The following is a 21,145-nucleotide window of genomic DNA, read 5'->3' on the forward strand; positions in this document are numbered from 1 at the left end:
GAGGTCGACTTGAAGAAAGGTGCGCAATGTCCGGTCACGGCACTCCGATTCCGATGAGCTCTGCCCCCTGCGGGCCCTTGTCCGGCGTGGCCGAGGTGCCGGGCGACAAATCGATTTCGCACCGCTCGCTGATCCTGGGGGCGATGGCGGTGGGGCAGACCCGCATCACTGGCCTGCTCGAGGGCGAGGACGTGCTGGATACCGCCCGCGCCATGCGCGCCTTTGGCGCCGAGGTGCGCGACCATGGCGGCGGCGAATGGACGGTGCATGGCGTCGGGGTGGGCGGTTTCGCCGAGCCCGATCAGGTGATCGATTGCGGCAATTCCGGTACTGGCGTGCGGCTGATCATGGGGGCGATGGCGACCAGCCCGATCAGTGTCACTTTTACCGGCGACGCCAGCCTGAACAAGCGCCCGATGGCGCGTGTCACCGATCCGTTGGCGCTGTTTGGCACCCGTGCCGTGGGGCGGTCCGGCGGGCGGTTGCCGATGACCATCGTCGGGGCCGCCGATCCGGTGCCGGTGCGCTATACGGTGCCGGTGCCCTCGGCGCAGGTGAAATCGGCGGTGTTGCTGGCCGGGCTGAACGCGCCCGGGCAGACCGTGGTGATCGAGCAGGAGGCAACCCGCGATCATACCGAGCGGATGCTGGCCGGATTCGGCGCCGAGATCACCACCGAAGACAGCGATGCGGGCCGCGTTATCACCCTGACCGGCCAGCCGGAACTGCTGGCGCAGACCATCGTGGTGCCGCGCGATCCTTCCAGCGCCGCCTTTCCGGTCTGTGCCGCCCTGATCGTCCCGGGCTCGGACGTGCTGGTGCCCGGGATCGGGTTGAACCCGACCCGCGCCGGGTTGTTTACCACCCTGCGCGACATGGGCGCCGATCTGACCTATGAGAACGAGCGCATCGAGGGCGGCGAACCGGTCGCCGATCTGCGCGCGCGGTTCTCGCCGGATATGCGCGGCATCGACGTGCCGCCCGAGCGCGCCGCCAGCATGATCGACGAATACCCGGTTCTGTCGGTGGTCGCCGCCAATGCCGCGGGCGTCACGATGATGCGCGGGGTCCGGGAATTGCGGGTCAAGGAAAGCGACCGGATCGACGCCATGGCTGCCGGTCTGCGCGCCAATGGCGTCGCGGTCGAAGACGGCGAGGACTGGTGGTCGGTCACCGGGCACGGCCCCGGTTCGGTCGCCGGCGGTGCCACCTGCGCCAGCCATCTGGACCATCGGATTGCCATGTCGTTCTTGGTGATGGGCATGGCGGCGCAAAACCCGGTCAGCGTGGATGACGGCAGCCCGATCGCTACTTCTTTTCCGATCTTTGGGACGCTGATGACGGCGCTGGGGGCACAATTGCATCGGCCCTCCGAACGGGGTGCGGCGTGAGCCTCGCCAGGCTTTGTCTGCTGAGCCTGCTGGCCGCCACGCTGGGCGTTTCGATCTGGGTTTTCTGGCTGCATGCCGCGCATCTTGAGGTCGACGGCGGGCTACGCTCGTTTGACAGCCGGTTCGGCGGTTATACCCTGGCAGATGCGCGCGATTATCTTACGCGGCTCGATCCCGAGCCTTATGCATTGTATCAGGGGCTTGCGCGTTGGCTGGACCTGCTGTTTCCGGCGCTGCTGGGCCTGTCGATGGGGGTCTTCTACTGGCGCGTGACGACCTATCTGAACCAATGGTCGCGCCTGGTCCTGTTGCTGTTTCCGTCGGGCTATGTGCTGATGGATCTGTGCGAAAACGCGCTGATCCAGGAGATGCTGGCCCATACGGCGGCCCATCTGGACCCGGAAACGGTGTCGCTGGCCAGCCATTTCACGATTACCAAATTCGTGCTGCTGGCGGTCAGTCTGCTGGCCGGTCTGCTGCTGCGCGTGCTGCGGCCGCGCTGATCGTTCGCGCACAAGAGAGGCTGCTGCAGGAAAGGATATGCACCCGATGAGCTTTACGATTGCGATCGACGGTCCGGCCGCGGCCGGCAAGGGTACGATTTCCCGCGCCGTGGCGGCGCATTTCGGGCTGGCGCATCTGGACACCGGGCTGCTCTATCGCGCGGTCGGGGCGCGGGTGCTGACCGGCGAGGATGCCGAGGCCGCCGCCCGCTGCCTGTCGGCGGCGGACCTTGAAGCCGACACGCTGCGCAGCGCCGACGTGGCGCAGGCGGCCAGCAAGGTGGCGACGATTCCGCAGGTTCGTGCCGCCCTTGTCGACTTTCAGCGCGCCTTTGCCCGGCGCGCCGGGGGTGCGGTACTGGATGGGCGGGATATCGGCACGGTGATCTGCCCCGAGGCCGAGGCCAAGCTGTTTGTCACCGCCAGTGCCGAGATTCGCGCCCAGCGGCGCTATCGCGAATTGCTGGAACAGGGGGCCGAGACCAGCCTGCCAGAGGTCCTGGCGGATGTGCGCGCCCGCGACGACCGCGACATGACCCGCGCCGATGCGCCGCTGAAGACGGCCGACGACGCAGTGATCATCGACACTTCGGAGATGAGCATCGAGGCGGCCGTGGCGACGGCCATCGCGGCGGTCGAGGCGCGGCGCGCGCCCGACGTTGCGTCATAGGTCGGGAATACCCTACCTCTTTTGGAACCAAGGTCATGAAAACCGGTATGAGACCATCGCGGCCGCGCGCTTAGTATGATCCGTGCCGGGTGGCGTCGCCGCCCCGCCTGAAATCATTTAAGAGGGCTTTTGTCATGGATAATTTTGTTTTTTTCAGCAGCGGCGATGCCACCCGGTCCTATCTGAAAATTCCCGATATCGCCGGCGAAAGCCAGTTCGATCCCGGAGCCGGCCTGAGCGTCGGCGACGGCTCCTTTGACCGCTCTGGCGATGGCGGCGCGATCGACCCGATGGCGATTTGGGGCACCAACGGGGTGGCGCTGGACGGCATGCATGTGGACCCGGTCATCCCGGCCACAGGCAGCTTTGAGGATCCGCTGTTCGGCTAGGGGCCGGCGTTGCCCCGGTGCCCGGGGTGACTGCAATGAATCCTTGCGATCCGCGGTGCACTCTACTATACGCGCCGATGTCCAAGCGGCAGTCCAGATCGCAGACAGCATGAGCAGGGCCGGGGAAATCCGCGGCCCTTCGTCTGTTTGGACCGCCCGCAGGGGCCAACCTGAATTCGAAAGACCGGCGGAGACAACCGCGCGGCCCGCAAAAATGTGAAAAAGGAAACGACGTATATATGTCCGCTAACGCATCCATGGAGGAGTTCGAAGCCCTCCTGAACGAAAGCTTCGAAATGGACACGCCCCGCGAAGGGTCTGTGGTCAAGGGCAAGGTCATCGCCATCGAGGCGGGACAGGCCATCATCGATGTCGGCTACAAGATGGAAGGCCGTGTCGATCTGAAAGAATTCGCAAACCCCGGTGAAGCTCCTGAAATCGCCCCAGGCGATCAAGTCGAAGTGTTCCTGCGCCAGGTCGAGAACGCGCGCGGCGAAGCCGTGATTTCGCGTGAGATGGCCCGCCGCGAGGAAGCCTGGGACCGTCTGGAAAAAGCCTATGCCGACGAAGAGCGCGTCGAGGGCGCGATCTTTGGCCGCGTCAAGGGCGGGTTCACCGTCGATCTGGGCGGTGCCGTCGCGTTCCTGCCCGGTTCGCAGGTCGATGTGCGCCCGGTGCGCGATGCCGGCCCGCTGATGGGTCTGAAACAGCCCTTCCAGATTCTGAAAATGGACCGCCGCCGTGGCAACATCGTCGTGTCGCGCCGCGCCATCCTGGAAGAGAGCCGCGCCGAGCAGCGCGCCGAGGTCATCGGCAACCTGCACGAAGGTCAGGCCGTTGACGGTGTCGTCAAGAACATCACCGAATACGGTGCCTTTGTCGATCTGGGCGGTGTTGACGGGCTGCTGCACGTCACCGACATGGCCTGGCGCCGGGTCAACCACCCGTCCGAAATCCTGTCGATCGGCGAGACCGTCAAGGTTCAGGTCATCAAGATCAACAAGGAAACCCACCGCATCAGCCTGGGCATGAAGCAGCTGCAGGAAGATCCCTGGGATCTGGTCGGCGCCAAGTACCCGCTGAGCTCGGTGCATACCGGCCGCGTCACCAACATTACCGATTACGGTGCCTTCGTCGAACTGGAGCCCGGCGTCGAGGGTCTGGTGCACGTCTCGGAAATGTCCTGGACCAAGAAGAACGTGCATCCCGGCAAGATCGTGTCGACCAGCCAGGAAGTCGAAGTCATGGTGCTGGAAATCGACAGCGCCAAGCGCCGCGTGTCGCTGGGTCTGAAACAGACCATGCGCAACCCGTGGGAAGTCTTTGCCGAGACCCATCCCGAGGGCACCGAGGTCGAGGGCGAAGTCAAGAACATCACCGAATTCGGTCTGTTCATCGGTCTGGACGGCGATATCGACGGCATGGTTCACCTCAGCGATCTCAGCTGGGACGAGCGTGGCGAGGATGCGATCCAGAGCTATCGCAAGGGCGATATCGTCCAGGCGGTCGTGTCCGAGGTCGATGTCGACAAGGAACGCATCAGCCTGTCGATCAAGGCGCTGGGCGGTGACAAGTTCGCCGAGGCCGTTGGCGGCGTTAAGCGCGGCTCGATCATCACCGTCGAGGTCACCGCGATCGAGGACGGCGGCATCGAGGTCGTGTACGAGGGCATGAAATCCTTCATCCGTCGCAGCGACCTGTCTCGCGACCGCGCCGAGCAGCGTCCCGAGCGGTTCAGCGTCGGCAACAAGGTCGATGTGCGCGTGACCAATGTCGACAGCAAGACCCGCCGTCTGGGCCTGTCGATCAAGGCCCGCGAGATCGCCGAAGAGAAAGAGGCCGTCGAACAGTATGGCAGCTCGGATTCGGGCGCATCGCTGGGCGACATCCTGGGCGCCGCTCTCAAGGGCGACTGATCGCCCGCGCAAATGCGCTGCGAAAACAGTGGCCCCGCCCCCTAACAGGGGCGGGGCCTTTTCACGTCGCGAATCAAATTCTGGCCGCGCTCCGTTCGGCCGTTCGCAGGCGCGCGCTGCTGCGACCGGCGGACGCAGACGGTGCCAATTGCCACCGTATTAACCCCGTTGTCCCCGATTTTTTCGTTGATCTGTAAACGGTTCTGGTTTCAGAACCGGAAAATTGCTCTTATAGTCAGAGAACCGGTAGTGTTCGAACGGGGTGCCTTGGGAGGGAACGGCTCTATGATCAGGTCGGAATTGATACAGAAAATCGCTGACGAGAACCCGCACCTCTATCAGCGAGATGTCGAGCGCATCGTGAACACGGTGTTCGAGGAGGTCACGGGCGCGATGGCGCGCGGCGACCGGGTCGAGTTGCGCGGGTTCGGGGCGTTTTCGGTCAAAAAGCGTGACGCGCGCATTGGTCGCAATCCCAGAACGGGTGAAACCGTGCATGTCGAAGAGAAACATGTCCCGTTTTTCAAAACCGGAAAATTGTTGCGGGATCGTCTGAACGGAAAGTGAACTGATGCGGTATATTCGCTATGCCTTTCTGGCGGCGCTGGGGATCATCCTGGTCTCGGTGTCGCTGGCAAATCGCGGTCTGGTGCCGCTGAAACTGATGCCGGATGCCCTGGCGCAGTTGCTGGGCTTCAACATGAGCATATCCCTGCCGCTGTTCATGGTGGTTCTGGGGGGCATCGTCGCCGGTCTGGTGATCGGTTTCCTGTGGGAATGGATGCGCGAATACAAGCATCGCCGCGAAGCCACGGAAAAGGCGCGTCAGGTGCGCAAGCTGGAACGCCAGGTGGGTCGGCTGAAGACCGAAAAGCACCAGGGCAAGGACGAGGTTCTGGCCATTCTCGAAGAAACCAGCTGACGGGGCCATGCCACAGGGCGTTCACGTCAAGATCTGCGGTCTGCGGTCGGCTGATGCGGTGCGGGCGGCGGTGGATGCCGGTGCGCGGTATGTCGGATTCGTGTTCTTTGCCAGATCACCGCGGCATCTGACGCCTGCCAGGGCCTCGGACCTGGCGGCCGATGTGCCCGAGGGCGTTTGCAAGGTGGCGCTTACCGTCGATGCCGACGACGCTACGCTGGACCAGTTGGTGGACCGCGTGCCGCTGGACATGTTGCAACTGCATGGACGCGAAAGCCCCGACCGGGTGGCCGAGCTGCGCCAGCGGTTTGGCTTGCCGGTGATGAAGGCGGTCGGCGTGGCGGACGAAGCCGATTTGCCGGCGCTGGACGATTACCTGCGGGTTGCCGACCAGGTTCTGGTCGATGCCAAGCCGCCGAAAGACGCGGTTCTGCCCGGCGGCAACGGGCTGGCCTTTGACTGGCGGCTGATCGCTGGGCGTCGCTGGCCGGTCCCGTGGATGCTGGCTGGCGGGCTGACCCCGCAGAACGTGGCCGAGGCCATTGCCATGACCGGGGCGCGGCAGGTCGACGTGTCCTCGGGCGTGGAAAGCGCGCCAGGGGTCAAGGATGCGAACCTGATCCGCGCCTTTCTTGCGGCCGCCCGCAGCGATGTCTGACCGGCGCGCACGGCGGCGCATGGGCCGCGCCATGACCATCCTGGTGCCGAGATGGGCATGACCGGGACGGCTCATTTTCTCTGCGGTGTGATCGTTGCGGTCGGGCTGGCGGCCGCGACGGCCGCGCTGGCGCATCAGGGCGTCAAGAACCCGGCCGTGATGCAGCGCATGGACGCGATGCGGATCATTGCCGACAACACCAAGGCTCTGGGTGCCATGGCCAAGGGCGAGCGCGCCTTTGAGGCCGCCGTGGCACGCCAGGCCGCCGCTGCGATCGCGTCCGGTGCTGACCGGATGCCGGCGCTGTTCCGTGCCCCGGAGGACGATCCGAAATCCGAGGCACGGCCGGCAATCTGGCAGCAATTCGACGATTTCACCGACCGGGCGCAACAGCTGAGCATCGCCGCCGACCGCGCCGCGCGCGGGATCGCGTCGCCGGCTGATCTGGGGCCGGCTCTGGTGGCCATCGGCGGCGCGTGCAAATCCTGTCACACGGTCTATCGCGAATAGTGCTTGGCTGCCGGACCCGCAGAAGGGGGCCGCGATTGCGCTGGAAACTTGCCGCGCCGTCCCATATTCACGTCATGTCTGCAGCCCCGACGAGAAAGAGCCAGCGATGAACGATCTATTCAATTCCTTCATGACCGGGCCGGACGAGAACGGCCGCTTCGGCAAGTTCGGCGGACGGTTCGTCAGCGAGACCCTGATGCCGCTGATCCTGAGCCTTGAGGAAGAATACGAAAAGGCCAAGACCGACCAGTCGTTCTGGGACGAGATGAACGATCTTTGGACGCATTATGTCGGGCGGCCCAGCCCGCTGTATTTCGCCGATCGTCTGACCGCGCATCTGGGCGGGGCGAAAATCTATCTGAAACGGGACGAACTGAACCATACCGGCGCGCACAAGATCAACAACGTGCTGGGGCAGATCATCCTGGCGCGGCGCATGGGCAAGACCCGGATCATCGCCGAAACCGGCGCCGGCCAGCATGGCGTCGCCACCGCCACCGTCTGTGCCAAGTTCGGGCTGAAATGCGTGGTCTACATGGGCGCGCATGACGTCGAGCGGCAGGCGCCCAACGTCTTTCGCATGCGCCTGCTGGGCGCCGAGGTGATCCCGGTGACCTCGGGACGCGGCACGCTCAAGGACGCGATGAACGATGCCCTGCGCGACTGGGTGACCAATGTGCGCGACACGTTCTACTGCATCGGCACCGTGGCCGGCCCGCACCCCTATCCGGCGATGGTGCGCGATTTCCAGAGCATCATCGGCAAGGAAGCCAAGGAACAGATGCAGGCGGCCGAGGGAAGGCTGCCCGATACACTGGTCGCCGCCATTGGCGGCGGTTCCAACGCCATGGGGCTGTTCTTTCCGTTCCTGGACGATGCCTCGGTCAACATCATCGGCGTCGAGGCCGGTGGCAAGGGGGTCAATGACAAGATGGAACATTGCGCGTCCCTGACCGGCGGGCGCCCTGGCGTGCTGCATGGCAACCGCACCTATCTGCTGCAGGATGACGACGGGCAGATCCTCGAAGGGTTCTCGATCTCCGCCGGGCTGGACTATCCCGGAATCGGCCCCGAGCATTCCTGGCTGCACGATACCGGACGGGCGCAATATGTCAGCATCACCGATGCCGAGGCGCTGCAGGCGTTCCAGCTGTGCTGCGAGCAGGAGGGCATTATCCCGGCGCTGGAACCCAGCCATGCGCTGGCGCATGTCATGAAGATCGCGCCGAAACTGCCGGCGGATCATCTGATCTGCATGAACATGTGCGGGCGCGGCGACAAGGACATATTCACCGTCGCCAAGGCGCTGGGATTCGAGATGGCGGAAAAGGACTGACGCTCGGCGAACGGCACCGGGCGGCGCTTGATCGTGGCGTGGCCTCTGTTCTATCGTGACCGGGTGGAGGCCCGACCATGTTCGGATTGATCATCAGTTTTGTGCTGCTGATGTGCGGTACGTTGCAGGTTGTGGCGCAGACGCCCGAAGATACGGTCCGCTGGATCTACACCTCGCTGTCGCAACGCGGGGTGCAGGGGCTGGAGTACCTCGCCGCCCCGGACCGCCGCGATCAGTTCTTCTCGCGCCGCATGAGCGCCTTTCACGCGGCCAATGACAGTCAGGGCGGGGCCTGCGCCGATTTCGGTTTTGCCGTGCCGGGCAACGACTATGACGCGGTCGAGATCGGGCGCAGTCTGACGCTGATCGCGTCGGGCGGTGCCGGGCGCAAACGCATCGAAGCGCAGTTCACCACCTTTGGGCAGGCTGCGCGGATCGCCTATGACTTTGTCATCGAGGACGGGTTCTGGAAGATCGACGACATTGCCGGGCCGGGCTGGCGCGTGTCCCAGATCGACTGCCCGCTCAGCGTCCGCTCTGCCTATTGCTACCGCATGGGGCAGGACGGCCTGCGTCTGGACCTGGGGTCGGCAGGTGGCGGCGGCAGTTTTTCCATGTTCAGTATGCAGGCCAATGGCCACAGCTGTGGCGCCGAGGGGGCGGTTCGATCGATTCAGGGCGGCTGGGTCCATGAACAGCGGATGGACGATGGCACGCTCTGCCGGATCGAGATCATGGTGACGCCAGAGCAAGGGCTGCGTCTGACCGATGTGGACTGGAGATGCAAACCCTTTCTTTGCGGACAACGGGCGGTTATCCAGGGGCTGAATTTTCCCCGCGACAGCCAGCTCGACTGCACCCGGATGCCCGATCCGGGCTATTGATCGCCCTCGCCCTCCAGCGCGTGGATCTGCAGGACCTCCAGCGGTACGATGTTCAGGGCGCGACGATGGGTGGCGGCCAGATCGACCTTGGGCGCGCAGCCCTCGTCATGCGCCTGCAGGAACCGCGCGGCGCACAGACACCAACGGTCGCCGGGCTTGAGACCGGCAAACTGGAACTGGGGTCGGGGCGTGGACAGATCGTTGCCGACATATTTCGAATAGGCCAGGAATTCGCCGGTCATCACCGCGCAGACCGTGTGGCTGCCGCGATCCTCGGCGCAGGTGTTGCAATGGCCGTCGCGGAAAAAGCCGGTGACCGGGGCGGTCGAGCAGGGGGCCAGCGGCGCACCCAGAACGTTGATACTGTCGTCAGGGGTCATGGCTGTCTCCCGAAGGGCTGTTGGCGATCCGGCGCAGCATCGCAACATCGAAATCCGTGACGCCGGGGTCGCGGAACCGCCGGTCGGCAGCGGTCACGACGATCACGACGCCCCGTGACTGATCAATATAGAGATACTGTCCGTAAATGCCACGGCCCATGAACTCGCCGGCATGGGCACCGCGCGGCACATACCAGAAATACCCGTATCCAGTCTGGTCCGGTCTGGTGGGCGCGCTGGCAACCGTGGCCGCCGCAATCCAGTCGGCGGGCACGACCTGCTGCCCGCCATAGCGCCCGTTCCGCAGGATCATCTGGCCGAACCGGGCATAGTCGCGCGTCGTCATGTTCAGCCCGCCCAGCACAAAGGCGGCGCCGGTGCCGTCCGTCAGGTAATAGCCGTCCCGTTCCAGACCCAGCGGCGCGATGATCTTTTCGGACAGCAATTCGGCGATGGGGCGGCCGGTGGCGCCGCGGATCACCATGCCGATTGCATGGGTGTCGATCGAGACATATTTCCAGGTCCGGCCCGGCGCAGCGAACCGACGGGTAAAGCCGGCGGTAAAGTCGTCCAGCGCGCCGCCCAGCGCGACGACGCGGCCCATTCGTTTGATGTCGGAATTGTTGTCGAGGTAATCCTCGTCAAAGCGCACGCCGCTGGTCATGTTCAGCGCCTGACGCAGGCTGACCCCGTCATAGGCGCTGCCTGCCAGTTTCGGGGCGTATCGAGTGACCGGATCGTCCAGCGAGGCGATCGTGCCCTCAGCGAGCAACACGCCGAACAGGGCCGACAGATAGCTTTTGGCGATCGACCACGAGATACGCCGGTCCGAAGGGCCGGTGCCCAGGTGATAGGATTCGTGCCGGATACTGCCGTTCTTGACAACCAGCAACGAGGTGATCCGGCGCGTGGCGATCCATTGCGCGCTTTCCGGCGGCAGGCGGATGGCGGGACCGTCGGGCAATGCGCTGACCGGCCCCTCGCCGCGTGGCACGGGAACGGTTAGAAAGGCCGCGCCCATATTTGAGAAATTGCCGACGATCCGGTCTTCGGCGAACAATGTGGTGACCGCCCAAAGCCGCGTCAGTTCCTCGCGCTTCCAGAGGGCTGTCGCGATGACGGCCAGCAGCAGCACCAGCAGCAGCCGGCCCAGTTGTCTTCCCAAGCGTCGCATCGCGTGCCTTTCGTGCTTTTGATCAGATGACAGCAGCGGGCCGGTTCAGGCAAGCCGACTCGGCAGCACAGGATCGTCTGCGGGTCAGCGAAACCGGTCGGCCAGTTTCTGCAGCGCCGTGCGTGTGTCCCGGTCCGGGTCAGGCCCCGGGTCGGAGCCCGGGGCGGGGTCGCAGGTAGCGTCGCGGGCAGGCTTGGCCGGTGCCGTGGTCGACGAGCGCGGCGGCGCGACCCGCAGGGCCACGGCGTTCATGAAACGGCCGTTGTCGCCCAGGGCCAGGTGGCCGGCGCCGTCCGAGATGCCGCGCAGCAGATCGTCCAGCCAATCCGCATCGGCCTTGGCAAAATCGCGCAGCACGTAGCCGGCGACCATCTCCTTGCGCCCGGGGTGACCGATGCCCAGACGCACCCGGTCGTAGCCTTCGCCGATATGGGCGTGCAGCGAGCGCAGCCCGTTGTGACCGGCATGGCCGCCCCCCTGCTTGACCCGCGCCTTGCCGGGGGCCAGGTCCAGGTCGTCATGCAACACCGTGACATCGGCCGGGGTCAGCTTGAAGAACCGCATCGCCTCGCCCACGGACTGGCCGGAATTGTTCATGAAGGTCTCGGGCTTGAGCAGCACCACCTTTTCGCCACCCAAACGGCCTTCGGAGATGCGGCCCTGGAACTTGGCCTTCCAGGGGCCGAACCCGTGATCCCCGGCGATGCGGTCAACCGCCATGAATCCGATATTATGTCGGTTCCCTGCATATTTCGCCCCGGGATTTCCCAATCCGACAATCAGTTTCATGATCTACCTCGCCGCGCGTTGGAATGTTGCCGTCATGCCCGATAGCGCGGTGATTTTCCAGCCCCGCCCCGTGATCCAAGCGGACAATCCGGTTGTCCGGACCCGCGTCCCTGCGGTCGGTCATTGCCGTCCGGTGCAGCGCAACGAAAAACGGGGCCCTGAAGGGCCCCGTCGAACATTCGGTACTGTTGTGCGGATCAGTCTTCGACGTTGATTGCCTCGACCTCGTCGGCGGCCACTTCGTCTTCGTCTTCTTCGCTTTCCGACGAGCGCAGCCCAGAGGGCGCGGACACGTTGGCGATGACGAAATCGCGGTCGATGGTCGGCTTGGCGCCGGTGGGCAGGGTCACTGCCGAAATCGACACGTTGTCGCCGATTTCAAGCCCGGACACGTCGATGGTGATGTGATCGGGAATGTCACCCGCGGTAACCATCAACTCGACCTCGGGACGGATCAGGGTCAGAACCCCGCCTTTTTTCAGTCCCGGCGACACGTCCTCGCCGACCACTTCGACGGGGATGAACAGGTTGATCTTGGTGGTGCGGCGCAGGCGCATCAGGTCCAGATGCGTCGGCAAATCCTTGACCACATCGCGCTGCACATCGCGACAGATGACCCGGACGTCCTCATGGCCGTCGACCTTGAGATTGAACAGGGTGGACTTGAACCGCCCCTGCTTGAGCCGCGTCAACAGGGCGTTGAACGGGATGTTGATCGGCAGCGGGTCAGTGTCGCCACCAAAAACGATTCCGGGAACCTTGCCGTCGCGGCGTGCCTGACGAGCGGCGCCCTTGCCTGTCCCCGTCCGTTCCTCGGCGTGAAGATCTGGGATCTCTCCGGCCATGATATTTCTCCAAAGTTAGGGCGGGGATCCTCCAAGGCTGTATCCCCGCGTGAAGCCGCGCGTATAGACCGGAAATCGCGCTTTGAAAAGGACCAATCCGTTCGCCGGAACACCAACTTCAGGCGCCCGCCTCGCCCCGGGCGCGCCAGTCCGGACCAACGGGGCGCCCAACGCTTCGCTTTGTCCAAAAGCATCGGCCAATTCGCGCCGCCCTTTCTGCGGCTCCTGCCTTGCCGAGACTTCAGGCCAAAGAACGATAACGTCGGTATCGAGCCCAAGGCGGACCCGTTGCGGGTTGGACGAATGCCAGCTTCGGTGGAATGTGCTAATATCGCAGCGTTTGTCCCGTTTGAAAAAAGATTGCACGATGCCTGACCACAGCCAGACTCAGGTGCTAAAAAGGATTAGCACCGTCACAAAAGTAGCTCGGACGACTTGGTTCACGTATCTAATTACGCTGGCTTTCGTTACGGTCACACTGCTGGATGTCGAGGATGTAGACTTTTTCGCTCTCGACCGTGGGGCCGAGCTTCCGCTAATCGGTGTCTCCGTGCCTGTTCCACTCTTTTTCTTGTTTGGCGCGGGTATCGTCACTGCGGTGAATATCTATATTCATGTCTTTCTTGAAAAGCTTTGGCGCGGTCTGGCGCAACTGCCATCGTGCATCGACGACCAAAGAGTTGCCTCACAGATCGAGCCTTGGCTTGTATCGGAATTTGCTCTGCACGTGCGGCGGTGGCGCCGTCCAGATGAACCGCCATGTATCGAGTCCAGCCCGCTCGGCATTCTTGGTGTCGTCGCATCGGCGACATTGCTCTACATCGCGGGGCCGGCGCTTCTAGTATCATTGTGGTATCGGTCGCAGCCAGCCCATGATTGGCTGCTCACATTGCCGATATCCGTGATGCTTACATTTGCGATTTGGACTACGTGGACGAGCCTGTCGGCCCTCAGGGAACGAATGGACCCCGGTGAACATCCCAAGTCGGGTTTTCTGCGTATTCGCCCAGTGGCAACCGTAGTTCTCGCTGTTGCGGTCATGACGGTTTCACTTCTGCGAACGACATGGGATGTCGCTGAGGCCGGCACACCGCGTTATCCTGAAGATAGCTCTCCGCTTGGTGCTATCCTCAATTGGTTTCGCCCGGTCCCCGCAAATCTTTTCGAGGCGCGACTCACCAGTCTCCCGCCCGATTGGCGCGATCGGGATACCGCACGCCAACGATTTTATTCGGAGTGGTGTGATAGGCCGGGTCAAGCCGAATGCGAGGCCGACCTGGCTTGGCCCGACCGTTTCGAAAGGGAATGGCGTGCGCTCCGGGCCGACTACCTGGCTGCACTTCCAAAGCCAAGTCTGCAAGGCAGAGACCTTGCCTTCGCCAATCTTGCAGGCGTCTTTGCACCCGGAATAGACCTTCGTGGCGCAAACCTGTCTGGCGCCCGTCTAGATGAGGCGGTGCTTGAGGGGGCAAACCTCTCGATTTTGGAACTAGGTAGTGGAGACTCGCGTCACACGCTGCTTCGTGGGGTCACCCTCAACCGGACGGACCTTACCGCCGTTGATCTCAGTGGGGCTGTTCTGCATGGTGCAGAGATGAACAACACCGTTCTTAGGGAAGCGACCCTGGAGGATGTCGATCTCCGCGCAAGCTGGCTGCTTCGCCCTGATGTTAGTGGCGCGCGGCTTATCGGTATCGACCTTCGGTACAGTGCCGTCATCGGCGCAAATATCCCTGCTAGATGCGAGTCCTATCTCGGCGAAGCGTTTAACTCGCGGACTTTGCGACATGTCATGGAGCGAAATGAAATCAGTCAGACCATTTTGCCCTACTGTGCCACTGAGAATCTGAAAGCCCTTCGTACGTTCCACGACGTGGATCTGGCGATGGCTGCCTTGCGTTTCCTGGACCTTAAGTTTCTGGGTTCAGGCATGGCGAGCAATCAAGTCGAAATTGCAGGTGCGTTCGCGGACAGATCCGTAGACTTGCCGTCCTGGAGAAAAGATTACCTTCCAAGCATCGCGCCCGGCCGCAATTCCGACCGGTGCTTTTTTGGCCGCTGGCGAGCACTTATAGAAGCACGTCGCTTACCCTGGCCCCCTAGCGCAGCGATTGGCAATCAGATGATTGTCGCTTCGGTCAAGTGGAGCCGCTCCCCGTTTCATGGCGGGGTCGCCACGGTGTCAAACGGCAAGGTCGCGGATGTACCACCAATCCTGCCTGACGAAGAGTGTACGAAGTCATATCAGAGCAACTGATCTTTTTGAGTATCCGCAAGACTCACAGGAAGATTTCTCATGATCTGAATTTCGATCAGTAACTGTGAGGGCACCCCTTATCAAACATCCGTGCTTTGCTGACCTTGGTTGAGTGCGCAGCGAAAGTTCACTCCCTCTGCACAGCCGACCTATGGGATCACGATCTTGCGCATCTCGTTTCGTACGAAATCGGATAATCGGTGTTTCAGCTTTGTACACTGCGAGCGAAACGGGCCGAAGCGGGGGTGCGTTGTGGGCGTCGGTGTGGTTGCAGCGGTCGGAAAGACTGCCTGTTCCGTGACCTGCCCAAGGACCGCCCGGTGCTGGCGGGCGAACAGTCGTGGCGCGCTAGACGTCGTGTGCCCCGTCTGCGAGAGATTTGACAAAGGCGAGCACCTCGTCGGCCGGCTCACCCGCCGCGATCCGTGACACGATGGCCGAGCCGACCACGGCGCCATCGGCGACGCTGGCGATGGCGCGGGACTTTTCCGGGGTGTTGATGCCAAAGCCGACGATCACCGGCAGATCGGTCCGCGCCTTGATCCGGGCCACCTCGGGCGCGACATCCGTGGCTTTGGCCTCGGCCGCGCCGGTAATTCCGGTGATCGACACGTAATAGACAAAGCCCGACGTGTTCTGCAGCACCTTGGGCAGGCGCTTGTCATCGGTGGTCGGGGTGGCCAGCCGGATAAAGTTCAGCCCCGCCGCCTGGGCCGGGATGCACAGTTCCGCGTCTTCCTCGGGCGGCAGATCGACCACGATCAGCCCGTCGATTCCGGCGGCTTTGGCCTCGTCGAGAAACCGGTCGACGCCGCGGCTGTAGATCGGGTTGTAATAGCCCATCAGCACGATCGGGGTGGTGTCGTCGGTCTGGCGGAATTCGGTGGCCAGCGCCAGCGTGCGCTGCAGCGTCATACCGGCCTCCAGAGCCCGCTGGCCAGCCAGCTGGATGGTCGGTCCGTCCGCCATCGGGTCGGTGAAGGGCAGGCCCAGTTCGATGATGTCCACACCGGCGGCGGGCAGGCCCCTGACCACCTCAAGCGAGCGGTCGTAATCCGGGTCCCCGGCCATCACATAGGCGACAAAGGCCTTTTTGCCCCGCGCGGCGAGATCGGCGAATTTTGCATCGATACGGGTCATCGGCGGGCTCCTTCTGGCTGATCGTGCCATGCCAAATGCAGGGGCGGAAATCAATGCATCTTCGCAGGTTGCCCGGCTCAGCCCGGCGCAAACACCGGGGTCGGACCGGAAACACCCCGGAGAACCGGCGTTGCGGCCAGGGCCGAGGGGCCGTCCAGCCGGTCGGCCACCGCCTGGGAATACAGCAGCGGTTTCCGCAGGTCGCGGCAGGCGCCCTCGATCCGGGCGGCAATGTTGACCGCCTGTCCGAGTACGGTGAAATCGATGCGGGTCTGCGAGCCGATATTGCCATAGAGAACGTCGCCGAAATGCAGGCCGATGCCGAATTCCAGCGGTAGTTCGTTGACCAGCGCCGCCTGTGCCGCCCGCAGGGCCTGACCGCAGGCCTGGTGCCCGGTTTCGTCGTCTGTGCCGGTCTCAAATATCGCCAGCACCCCGTCGCCGATGAATTTCAGGATCTCGCCGCCGTGATCCTCGACCGGGCCGGCCAGACATTCGAAATAGCGGTTGGCCAGTGCCAGCACCTGATCGGCGGGTTTCGCCGCGTTCAGCCCCGTCCAGCCGCGGATGTCGCTGAACAGGATCGCCGCCGGGATGGTTTCGATATCGCCGCGCGTGATCTGGCCGCCCAGAACCCGCCGTGCGGTGCGCCGGCCCAGATACGCCTCGGCCACGGCCAGCGCGACGCGGCGCGCCGAAAATACCTCGGCGATCGGGCCCAGCACCCCGGCGACCATCCGGAAATTTCCCAGATCGAGGTCCGAAAACCCCTGCGGATCATCGGTTGCAATCAGCAGGATCGCCCGGTTGCCGTCGGAAAAGGGCATCGGCAACCCGTAGTAGTCCGTCGCACCCCGCGCCTTGAGTTCATGCAGAATCTCGTGATCGGCCTGCCCCAGCGGGTCCAAAAGCCGCTTGCGATAGGGCGCGCGGGTCCGGTTGATGAATTGCATCGGGCTGCCGATATAAGCGGGGCTCTGCTCGATGCCGTGCAGGGTTCGGACCGGCTCGATGGCTTTGACATCGCGTTCCCAGGCCGAGGTGACCGCGGTGATCAACGGGTGCAATGTGCGCGATGCCAGGCGCAGCCGCCAGACCGGCGCACCGGCCTGCAGCAGCCGGTCGCCCAGGGCCGGCACCATGTCGTCCAGCCCATCAAGGAACCGGCCCTGATCCAGCAGCCAGTCGATGACCGGCCGGGCGTTCCAGCCCTGTTCGTCAAAACGGGTCATGGCGCCCAGCCTACCATACCGGCTCTGCCGGGGGCGCGCGACATGACCGCGCCACGCGACGCCCGGCTTGAGTCGGGAAACCGGCGCTTGCGCGTCCGATGCGCGGACCTTAGAAGCGGCGCGAACTGTGAGCGGAGGCCATCGTGGGTTTTAAAATGGGAATCGTCGGGCTGCCCAATGTCGGCAAGTCTACCCTGTTCAATGCGTTGACCCGGACGGCGGCGGCCCAGGCCGCGAATTTTCCGTTCTGCACCATCGAGCCCAATGTCGGCGAGGTCGCCGTGCCTGACGTTCGTCTGGACAAGCTGGCGGCGATTGCCGGGTCCAAGCAGATCATTCCGACGCGCATGACCTTCGTCGATATCGCCGGGTTGGTCAAAGGCGCCTCCAAGGGCGAGGGGCTGGGCAACCAGTTCCTGGCCAATATCCGCGAGGTCGATGCCATTGCCCATGTCCTGCGGTGTTTCGAGGATGGCGACGTGACCCATGTCGAGGGCCGGGTCGATCCGGTGGCGGATGCGGAAACCATCGAGACGGAACTGATGCTGGCGGATATCGAAAGCATCGAAAAGCGCCTGCAGGGGCTGGTGCGCAAGGTGCGCGGCGGGGACAAGGATGCGGTACAGCAGCACCGGCTGCTGAAACAAGCGCTGGCGGTTCTGGAACAGGGCCAGCCCGCGCGGGTAGTTCAGGTCGATGACGAGGACCGCCGCGCCTGGAAGCTGTTGCAGCTGTTGACCACGAAACCGGTGCTTTACGTCTGTAATGTCGGCGAGGCCGAGGCCGCCACGGGCAACGAATACTCCACGAAAGTGGCCGAGATGGCCGCGGCCCAGGGCAATGCCCATGTCATCATCAGCGCCCAGATCGAGGAAGAAATCAGCCAGTTGGACCCGGAAGAGGCGCAGATGTTCCTTGAGGAAATGGGCCTGCACGAGGCAGGCCTGGACCGGCTGATCCGCGCCGGATACGACCTGTTGCACCTGGAAACCTATTTCACCGTCGGCCCGAAAGAGGCCCGCGCCTGGACCATCCGCACCGGCACCGCCGCGCCGCAGGCCGCCGGCGTGATCCATGGGGACTTCGAAAAGGGATTCATCCGGGCCGAGACCATCGCCTATGACGACTTTGTCGCTCTGGGGGGCGAACAGGGCGCGAAAGAGGCCGGCAAGATGCGCGCCGAGGGCAAGGGGTATGTTGTCCGGGACGGCGACGTGCTGCATTTTCTGTTCAACACCTGATTGATCCGGTTCAACATCCGTTTGACCAGCCTCGGGAAAACGGGCGCGGCAAAATGCGTGCTGCACCCGTTCCCGCGAGTGGTGCCCGGATGCTCGGGGGGTGAGCCTCCGGTACGGCATCAGTCTTGCGTGGAACCAGCGCGCAAAGCAAAACACCCGTCATCACTAGCGCGTGTCCGGGCCGCGACGGGCGCCTAGCGCCGCGGTTTGGCGCGCAGCGTCGGGTCGGCCTGTGTCGGGTCCTCGGGCCAGGGGTGTTTCGGATATTGTGCGCGCATGTCCTTGCGCACATCGGCATAGGATCCCGCCCAGAACCCCGGCAGGTCGCGGGTGATCTGGATCGGACGGCGGGCCGGGGACAGCAGCGTGATCTTCAGCGGCGCGCCGGCGCTGGTGGGGTGGCGCGTCACGCCGAACATCTCTTGCAGGCGCACAGAAATCTCGGGGTCCTGGCCGGAATAGTCGATCGGCACCCGGCGGCCCAGCGGCGTGGTGAAATGCCCGGGCGCACGCTGGTCCAGCAGCCGCGTCTGGTCCCAGTTCAGCGCCGCGCGCAGAGCGGGCAGGGGATCGAACCGTTTCCAGTCCTCGGCGCTGCGTACGCCCGACAGCATTGGCAGCAGCCAGTCTTCGAGACTGTCCAGCAGTCCCTGGGGCGAGAAATCGGGCAGATCGGCGCCATCGGCGCGCAGCATTTCGACGCGTGCGGTCAGGCGCGCGGCGGCCCCGTCCATGCGCAGGCCCAGTTCGCGCACCCCGTCCAGCATGGCACGGGCCAGGGCGGCGTCGGGCGCGTCCTTCCACAGCCGGTCCTGCAGTACCAGCGCCCCGAACCGCTGCTGGCGGCGCGCCACCACACGACGCTCGCGGCGCGACCATTCACAGACCTCGTGCCAGCGGATCCGGTCCGCAAAAAGCGCCGTGATCTCGGCCTCGCCGATCTGGATGGCCAGCCGGATCTGCGCCTCGCGGGTGTCGCCGTCCAGATCCGTGGCGACCACATAGGGCGCACCGGCCAGCGTGTCGCCCGCGCGCATCACCGCCCCCTTGCCCCCGGACAGCACATAGCGCGGGTCGGTACCGGCCCGGCGTTGACCGATGCGGTCGGGATAGGCCATGGCGGCCATGGCGGCGGGACTCATATCGCGGTCCCCGCTTTCATAATCACTGCCAGTTTTGATGGCCCGATGCAGGCGTTTGGTTTCGGCCCGGATGCGATCCAGCCCGCTCTTGTCGATCTGAAAGGGCCGGTCGCGGGCAAAGCCGCGCGGGTCGCGCAGGGCCGCCAGCCGCAGCGTCAGATCGCAGGGCGCGCCGCGCAGCGGGTCGCGCTCGGCCATCAGGGCCGCCAGAGGGGCCGCGTCCGGGCCTGCCACGACCAGCATGTGCGCCAGCCGCGGATGCAGGGGCAGGACGGCCAGGCTGCGGCCATGGGCGGTGATGCGGCCCTGCGCGTCCAGCGCGCCCAGCAGGGTCAGCAGGCCGCGCGCCTCGGCCATCGCGCCCGCCGGCGGCGGCGTCAGAAAGGCCAGGTCGGGTTCGGCGGCGCCCCAGAGCGCCAGTTCCAGCGCCAGCCCGGTCAGGTCAGTGGCCTCGATCTCGGCCGGCGGAAAGGCCGGCAACGCGCCGTCTTCGCCGCGGGTCCAGAGGCGATAACAGATCCCCTCGGCGACCCGCCCGGCGCGGCCCTGCCGCTGTGTCGCCTCGGCGCGTGTCACCCGCTCGGTCACCAGACGGGACATGCCCGAACCGGGGTCGAACCGGGCGCGCCGCGCCAGCCCGGCATCGACCACCACCCGGATGTCGGGGATGGTCAGCGAGGTTTCGGCGATCGACGTGGCCAGAACCACCTTGCGCCCGGTCTCGGCGGGCCGGATCGCGGCCCGTTGATCCGCCAGCGGCATGGCGCCGAATAGCGGGCGGATAACGCAAGTGTCGGGCAGGCGCCGTGCCAGCGTCGCAGCGGCGCGGCGGATCTCGGCCTCGCCGGGCAGAAAAACCAGCAAGCCGCCCCCCATGGCGCGGGTCTCGGCCTCGGCCTGCACCACCAGATCGGCCAACGGCGCATCGCGCCGGGCCTGCGGCCCCAGCGGGCGGTCCAGCCAGCGGGTTTGAACCGCAAAGGCGCGCCCCTCCGAGGTGACCATCGGCGCCTTGATCAGGTCGGCCACCGGGGCGGCATCCAGCGTCGCCGACATCACCAGCAGCGCCAGGTCCTCGCGCAGCGCCTCGGCGACCTCCAGGCACAGCGCCAGGCCCAGGTCGGCATTCAGCGACCGTTCGTGGAATTCGTCAAAGATCACCATGCCGATACCGGGCAGGTCGGGTTGCGATTGCAGCATCCGGGTCAGGATGCCCTCGGTCACCACTTCGATCCGTGTCGCGCGCGAGACCTTGGCGGCGCCGCGCATGCGGTAGCCGACAGTTCGCCCGACCGGTTCGCCCAGGGTTTCGGCCATGCGTTCGGCGGCGGCGCGGGCGGCCAGACGGCGCGGTTCCAGCATCACCAGACGCTGACCCGGGGCCAGCAGCCCGGCGTGCAACAGCGCCAGGGGAACCCGTGTCGTCTTGCCGGCGCCGGGGGGCGCTTGCAGCACCGCGCGCCGATCTCCGCGCATCGCCGCCAGCAGATCGGGCAGGACCGCGTCGATCGGCAGGGGGGGGTCTTGTGGTGATGGCGTGTTGCGGCCCATGTCCGCCTTATCGCCAAACGCCCGCGTGGCGTCCAGAGCCGGACATGACCAACCGCCGCACCGGGCCGGCGCGGTCTGGACAAACCGGCGCTGTCTGCGCCATGTTCCGGCCANTGTTGCGGCCCATGTCCGCCTTATCGCCAAACGCCCGCGTGGCGTCCAGAGCCGGACATGACCAACCGCCGCACCGGGCCGGCGCGGTCTGGACAAACCGG

General features: G+C 64.7%; 20 protein-coding genes. 13 read left to right on the forward strand and 7 right to left on the reverse strand.

The genetic code is table 11. The features are described from left to right. Window positions 1-26 precede the first annotated feature (26 nt). The 11 genes from aroA (at window position 27) to ACFMPD_RS13250 (ending at window position 9,179) form a co-directional block, all read left to right on the forward strand. Window positions 27-1,391 carry a 3-phosphoshikimate 1-carboxyvinyltransferase gene (gene aroA / locus ACFMPD_RS13200; RefSeq protein ID WP_380995131.1) on the forward strand — a complete coding sequence of 455 codons (1,365 nt, stop codon included), beginning with the start codon at window positions 27-29 and terminating at the stop codon, window positions 1,389-1,391. Next, window positions 1,388-1,894 carry a hypothetical protein gene (locus tag ACFMPD_RS13205; protein WP_380995133.1) on the forward strand — a complete coding sequence of 169 codons (507 nt, stop codon included), beginning with the start codon at window positions 1,388-1,390 and terminating at the stop codon, window positions 1,892-1,894. The genes aroA and ACFMPD_RS13205 overlap by 4 nt, the downstream gene beginning before the upstream one ends. A 46-nt stretch (window positions 1,895-1,940) precedes the next feature. Next, entirely contained in the window at window positions 1,941-2,564 is a 624-nt protein-coding gene (locus ACFMPD_RS13210) for a (d)CMP kinase (RefSeq protein ID WP_380995136.1), read from the forward strand. A 134-nt stretch (window positions 2,565-2,698) separates the two neighbouring features. Then, window positions 2,699-2,953 carry a hypothetical protein gene (locus tag ACFMPD_RS13215; protein WP_380995138.1) on the forward strand — a complete coding sequence of 85 codons (255 nt, stop codon included), beginning with the start codon at window positions 2,699-2,701 and terminating at the stop codon, window positions 2,951-2,953. Between the two features lie 239 nt (window positions 2,954-3,192). Then, window positions 3,193-4,869 carry a 30S ribosomal protein S1 gene (gene rpsA / locus ACFMPD_RS13220; protein ID WP_380995141.1) on the forward strand — a complete coding sequence of 559 codons (1,677 nt, stop codon included), beginning with the start codon at window positions 3,193-3,195 and terminating at the stop codon, window positions 4,867-4,869. A 285-nt stretch (window positions 4,870-5,154) separates the two neighbouring features. Then, entirely contained in the window at window positions 5,155-5,436 is a 282-nt protein-coding gene (gene ihfB / locus ACFMPD_RS13225; protein WP_027263109.1) for an integration host factor subunit beta, read from the forward strand. A 4-nt stretch (window positions 5,437-5,440) separates the two neighbouring features. Next, window positions 5,441-5,791 carry a lipopolysaccharide assembly protein LapA domain-containing protein gene (locus tag ACFMPD_RS13230; RefSeq protein WP_380995145.1) on the forward strand — a complete coding sequence of 117 codons (351 nt, stop codon included), beginning with the start codon at window positions 5,441-5,443 and terminating at the stop codon, window positions 5,789-5,791. Window positions 5,792-5,798: 7 nt separating this feature from the next. Then, a complete protein-coding gene (locus ACFMPD_RS13235) occupies window positions 5,799-6,449 on the forward strand; it encodes a phosphoribosylanthranilate isomerase (protein WP_380995148.1) in 651 nt (216 codons plus the stop codon). A gap of 57 nt (window positions 6,450-6,506) precedes the next feature. Beyond that, window positions 6,507-6,959 (forward strand): c-type cytochrome, encoded by a 453-nt coding sequence (locus ACFMPD_RS13240; protein ID WP_380995151.1) that lies wholly within the window; start codon window positions 6,507-6,509, stop codon window positions 6,957-6,959. A 106-nt stretch (window positions 6,960-7,065) separates the two neighbouring features. Continuing rightward, entirely contained in the window at window positions 7,066-8,295 is a 1,230-nt protein-coding gene (gene trpB, locus ACFMPD_RS13245) for a tryptophan synthase subunit beta (protein WP_380995154.1), read from the forward strand. 77 nt (window positions 8,296-8,372) lie between these two features. Beyond that, the gene (locus tag ACFMPD_RS13250) at window positions 8,373-9,179 is read left to right on the forward strand and encodes a hypothetical protein (RefSeq protein ID WP_380995156.1); all 807 of its coding nucleotides are present in this window, start codon (window positions 8,373-8,375) and stop codon (window positions 9,177-9,179) included. On the opposite strand, the gene ACFMPD_RS13255 is transcribed toward ACFMPD_RS13250, so the two are convergent. From ACFMPD_RS13255 to ACFMPD_RS13270, 4 genes are all read right to left on the reverse strand, one after another. Then, window positions 9,173-9,559, reverse strand: coding sequence for a DUF2237 family protein (locus ACFMPD_RS13255; RefSeq protein WP_380995158.1), 387 nt, complete (start codon window positions 9,557-9,559; stop codon window positions 9,173-9,175). The genes ACFMPD_RS13250 and ACFMPD_RS13255 overlap by 7 nt on opposite strands. Then, on the reverse strand, window positions 9,549-10,733 hold the full coding sequence (locus tag ACFMPD_RS13260) for a serine hydrolase domain-containing protein (RefSeq protein WP_380995161.1): 1,185 nt from the start codon (window positions 10,731-10,733) through the stop codon (window positions 9,549-9,551). Before ACFMPD_RS13260 ends, ACFMPD_RS13255 begins: the two co-directional genes overlap by 11 nt. An 84-nt stretch (window positions 10,734-10,817) precedes the next feature. After that, the gene (gene pth / locus ACFMPD_RS13265) at window positions 10,818-11,522 is read right to left on the reverse strand and encodes an aminoacyl-tRNA hydrolase (protein ID WP_380995164.1); all 705 of its coding nucleotides are present in this window, start codon (window positions 11,520-11,522) and stop codon (window positions 10,818-10,820) included. 197 nt (window positions 11,523-11,719) lie between these two features. Then, a complete protein-coding gene (locus ACFMPD_RS13270; RefSeq protein ID WP_380995167.1) occupies window positions 11,720-12,367 on the reverse strand; it encodes a 50S ribosomal protein L25/general stress protein Ctc in 648 nt (215 codons plus the stop codon). 340 nt (window positions 12,368-12,707) lie between these two features. Here ACFMPD_RS13270 and ACFMPD_RS13275 point away from each other — a divergent pair, with 340 nt between their 5' ends. Next, a complete protein-coding gene (locus ACFMPD_RS13275) occupies window positions 12,708-14,624 on the forward strand; it encodes a pentapeptide repeat-containing protein (RefSeq protein ID WP_380995169.1) in 1,917 nt (638 codons plus the stop codon). A 348-nt stretch (window positions 14,625-14,972) separates the two neighbouring features. On the opposite strand, the gene trpA is transcribed toward ACFMPD_RS13275, so the two are convergent. Together trpA and ACFMPD_RS13285 are read right to left on the reverse strand one after the other, a co-directional pair. Beyond that, window positions 14,973-15,764 (reverse strand): tryptophan synthase subunit alpha, encoded by a 792-nt coding sequence (gene trpA / locus ACFMPD_RS13280; RefSeq protein WP_380995172.1) that lies wholly within the window; start codon window positions 15,762-15,764, stop codon window positions 14,973-14,975. Window positions 15,765-15,841: 77 nt separating this feature from the next. Then, the gene (locus tag ACFMPD_RS13285) at window positions 15,842-16,996 is read right to left on the reverse strand and encodes an adenylate/guanylate cyclase domain-containing protein (RefSeq protein ID WP_380995175.1); all 1,155 of its coding nucleotides are present in this window, start codon (window positions 16,994-16,996) and stop codon (window positions 15,842-15,844) included. 143 nt (window positions 16,997-17,139) lie between these two features. Here ACFMPD_RS13285 and ychF point away from each other — a divergent pair, with 143 nt between their 5' ends. Further along, window positions 17,140-18,237, forward strand: coding sequence for a redox-regulated ATPase YchF (gene ychF / locus ACFMPD_RS13290; protein ID WP_380995178.1), 1,098 nt, complete (start codon window positions 17,140-17,142; stop codon window positions 18,235-18,237). A gap of 194 nt (window positions 18,238-18,431) precedes the next feature. On the opposite strand, the gene hrpB is transcribed toward ychF, so the two are convergent. Continuing rightward, on the reverse strand, window positions 18,432-20,930 hold the full coding sequence (gene hrpB, locus ACFMPD_RS13295) for an ATP-dependent helicase HrpB (RefSeq protein ID WP_380995180.1): 2,499 nt from the start codon (window positions 20,928-20,930) through the stop codon (window positions 18,432-18,434). Between the last annotated feature and the right edge of the window lie 215 nt (window positions 20,931-21,145).

It is taken from the genome of Sedimentitalea sediminis (genome assembly GCF_042687825.1).
In the GTDB taxonomy this organism is placed as follows: domain Bacteria; phylum Pseudomonadota; class Alphaproteobacteria; order Rhodobacterales; family Rhodobacteraceae; genus Sedimentitalea.

Coding starts and splice junctions, on each gene's coding strand:
- ACFMPD_RS13270 (WP_380995167.1), bottom strand. CDS start 12,367: ATGGCCGGAGAGATCCCAGATCTTCACGCCGAGGAACGGACGGGGACA.
- ACFMPD_RS13235 (WP_380995148.1), top strand. CDS start 5,799: ATGCCACAGGGCGTTCACGTCAAGATCTGCGGTCTGCGGTCGGCTGAT.
- ihfB (WP_027263109.1), top strand. CDS start 5,155: ATGATCAGGTCGGAATTGATACAGAAAATCGCTGACGAGAACCCGCAC.
- ACFMPD_RS13240 (WP_380995151.1), top strand. CDS start 6,507: ATGACCGGGACGGCTCATTTTCTCTGCGGTGTGATCGTTGCGGTCGGG.
- ACFMPD_RS13255 (WP_380995158.1), bottom strand. CDS start 9,559: ATGACCCCTGACGACAGTATCAACGTTCTGGGTGCGCCGCTGGCCCCC.
- ACFMPD_RS13210 (WP_380995136.1), top strand. CDS start 1,941: ATGAGCTTTACGATTGCGATCGACGGTCCGGCCGCGGCCGGCAAGGGT.
- trpB (WP_380995154.1), top strand. CDS start 7,066: ATGAACGATCTATTCAATTCCTTCATGACCGGGCCGGACGAGAACGGC.
- hrpB (WP_380995180.1), bottom strand. CDS start 20,930: ATGGGCCGCAACACGCCATCACCACAAGACCCCCCCCTGCCGATCGAC.
- ACFMPD_RS13215 (WP_380995138.1), top strand. CDS start 2,699: ATGGATAATTTTGTTTTTTTCAGCAGCGGCGATGCCACCCGGTCCTAT.
- aroA (WP_380995131.1), top strand. CDS start 27: ATGTCCGGTCACGGCACTCCGATTCCGATGAGCTCTGCCCCCTGCGGG.
- ACFMPD_RS13285 (WP_380995175.1), bottom strand. CDS start 16,996: ATGACCCGTTTTGACGAACAGGGCTGGAACGCCCGGCCGGTCATCGAC.
- ACFMPD_RS13250 (WP_380995156.1), top strand. CDS start 8,373: ATGTTCGGATTGATCATCAGTTTTGTGCTGCTGATGTGCGGTACGTTG.
- pth (WP_380995164.1), bottom strand. CDS start 11,522: ATGAAACTGATTGTCGGATTGGGAAATCCCGGGGCGAAATATGCAGGG.
- trpA (WP_380995172.1), bottom strand. CDS start 15,764: ATGACCCGTATCGATGCAAAATTCGCCGATCTCGCCGCGCGGGGCAAA.
- ACFMPD_RS13260 (WP_380995161.1), bottom strand. CDS start 10,733: ATGCGACGCTTGGGAAGACAACTGGGCCGGCTGCTGCTGGTGCTGCTG.
- ACFMPD_RS13230 (WP_380995145.1), top strand. CDS start 5,441: ATGCGGTATATTCGCTATGCCTTTCTGGCGGCGCTGGGGATCATCCTG.
- rpsA (WP_380995141.1), top strand. CDS start 3,193: ATGTCCGCTAACGCATCCATGGAGGAGTTCGAAGCCCTCCTGAACGAA.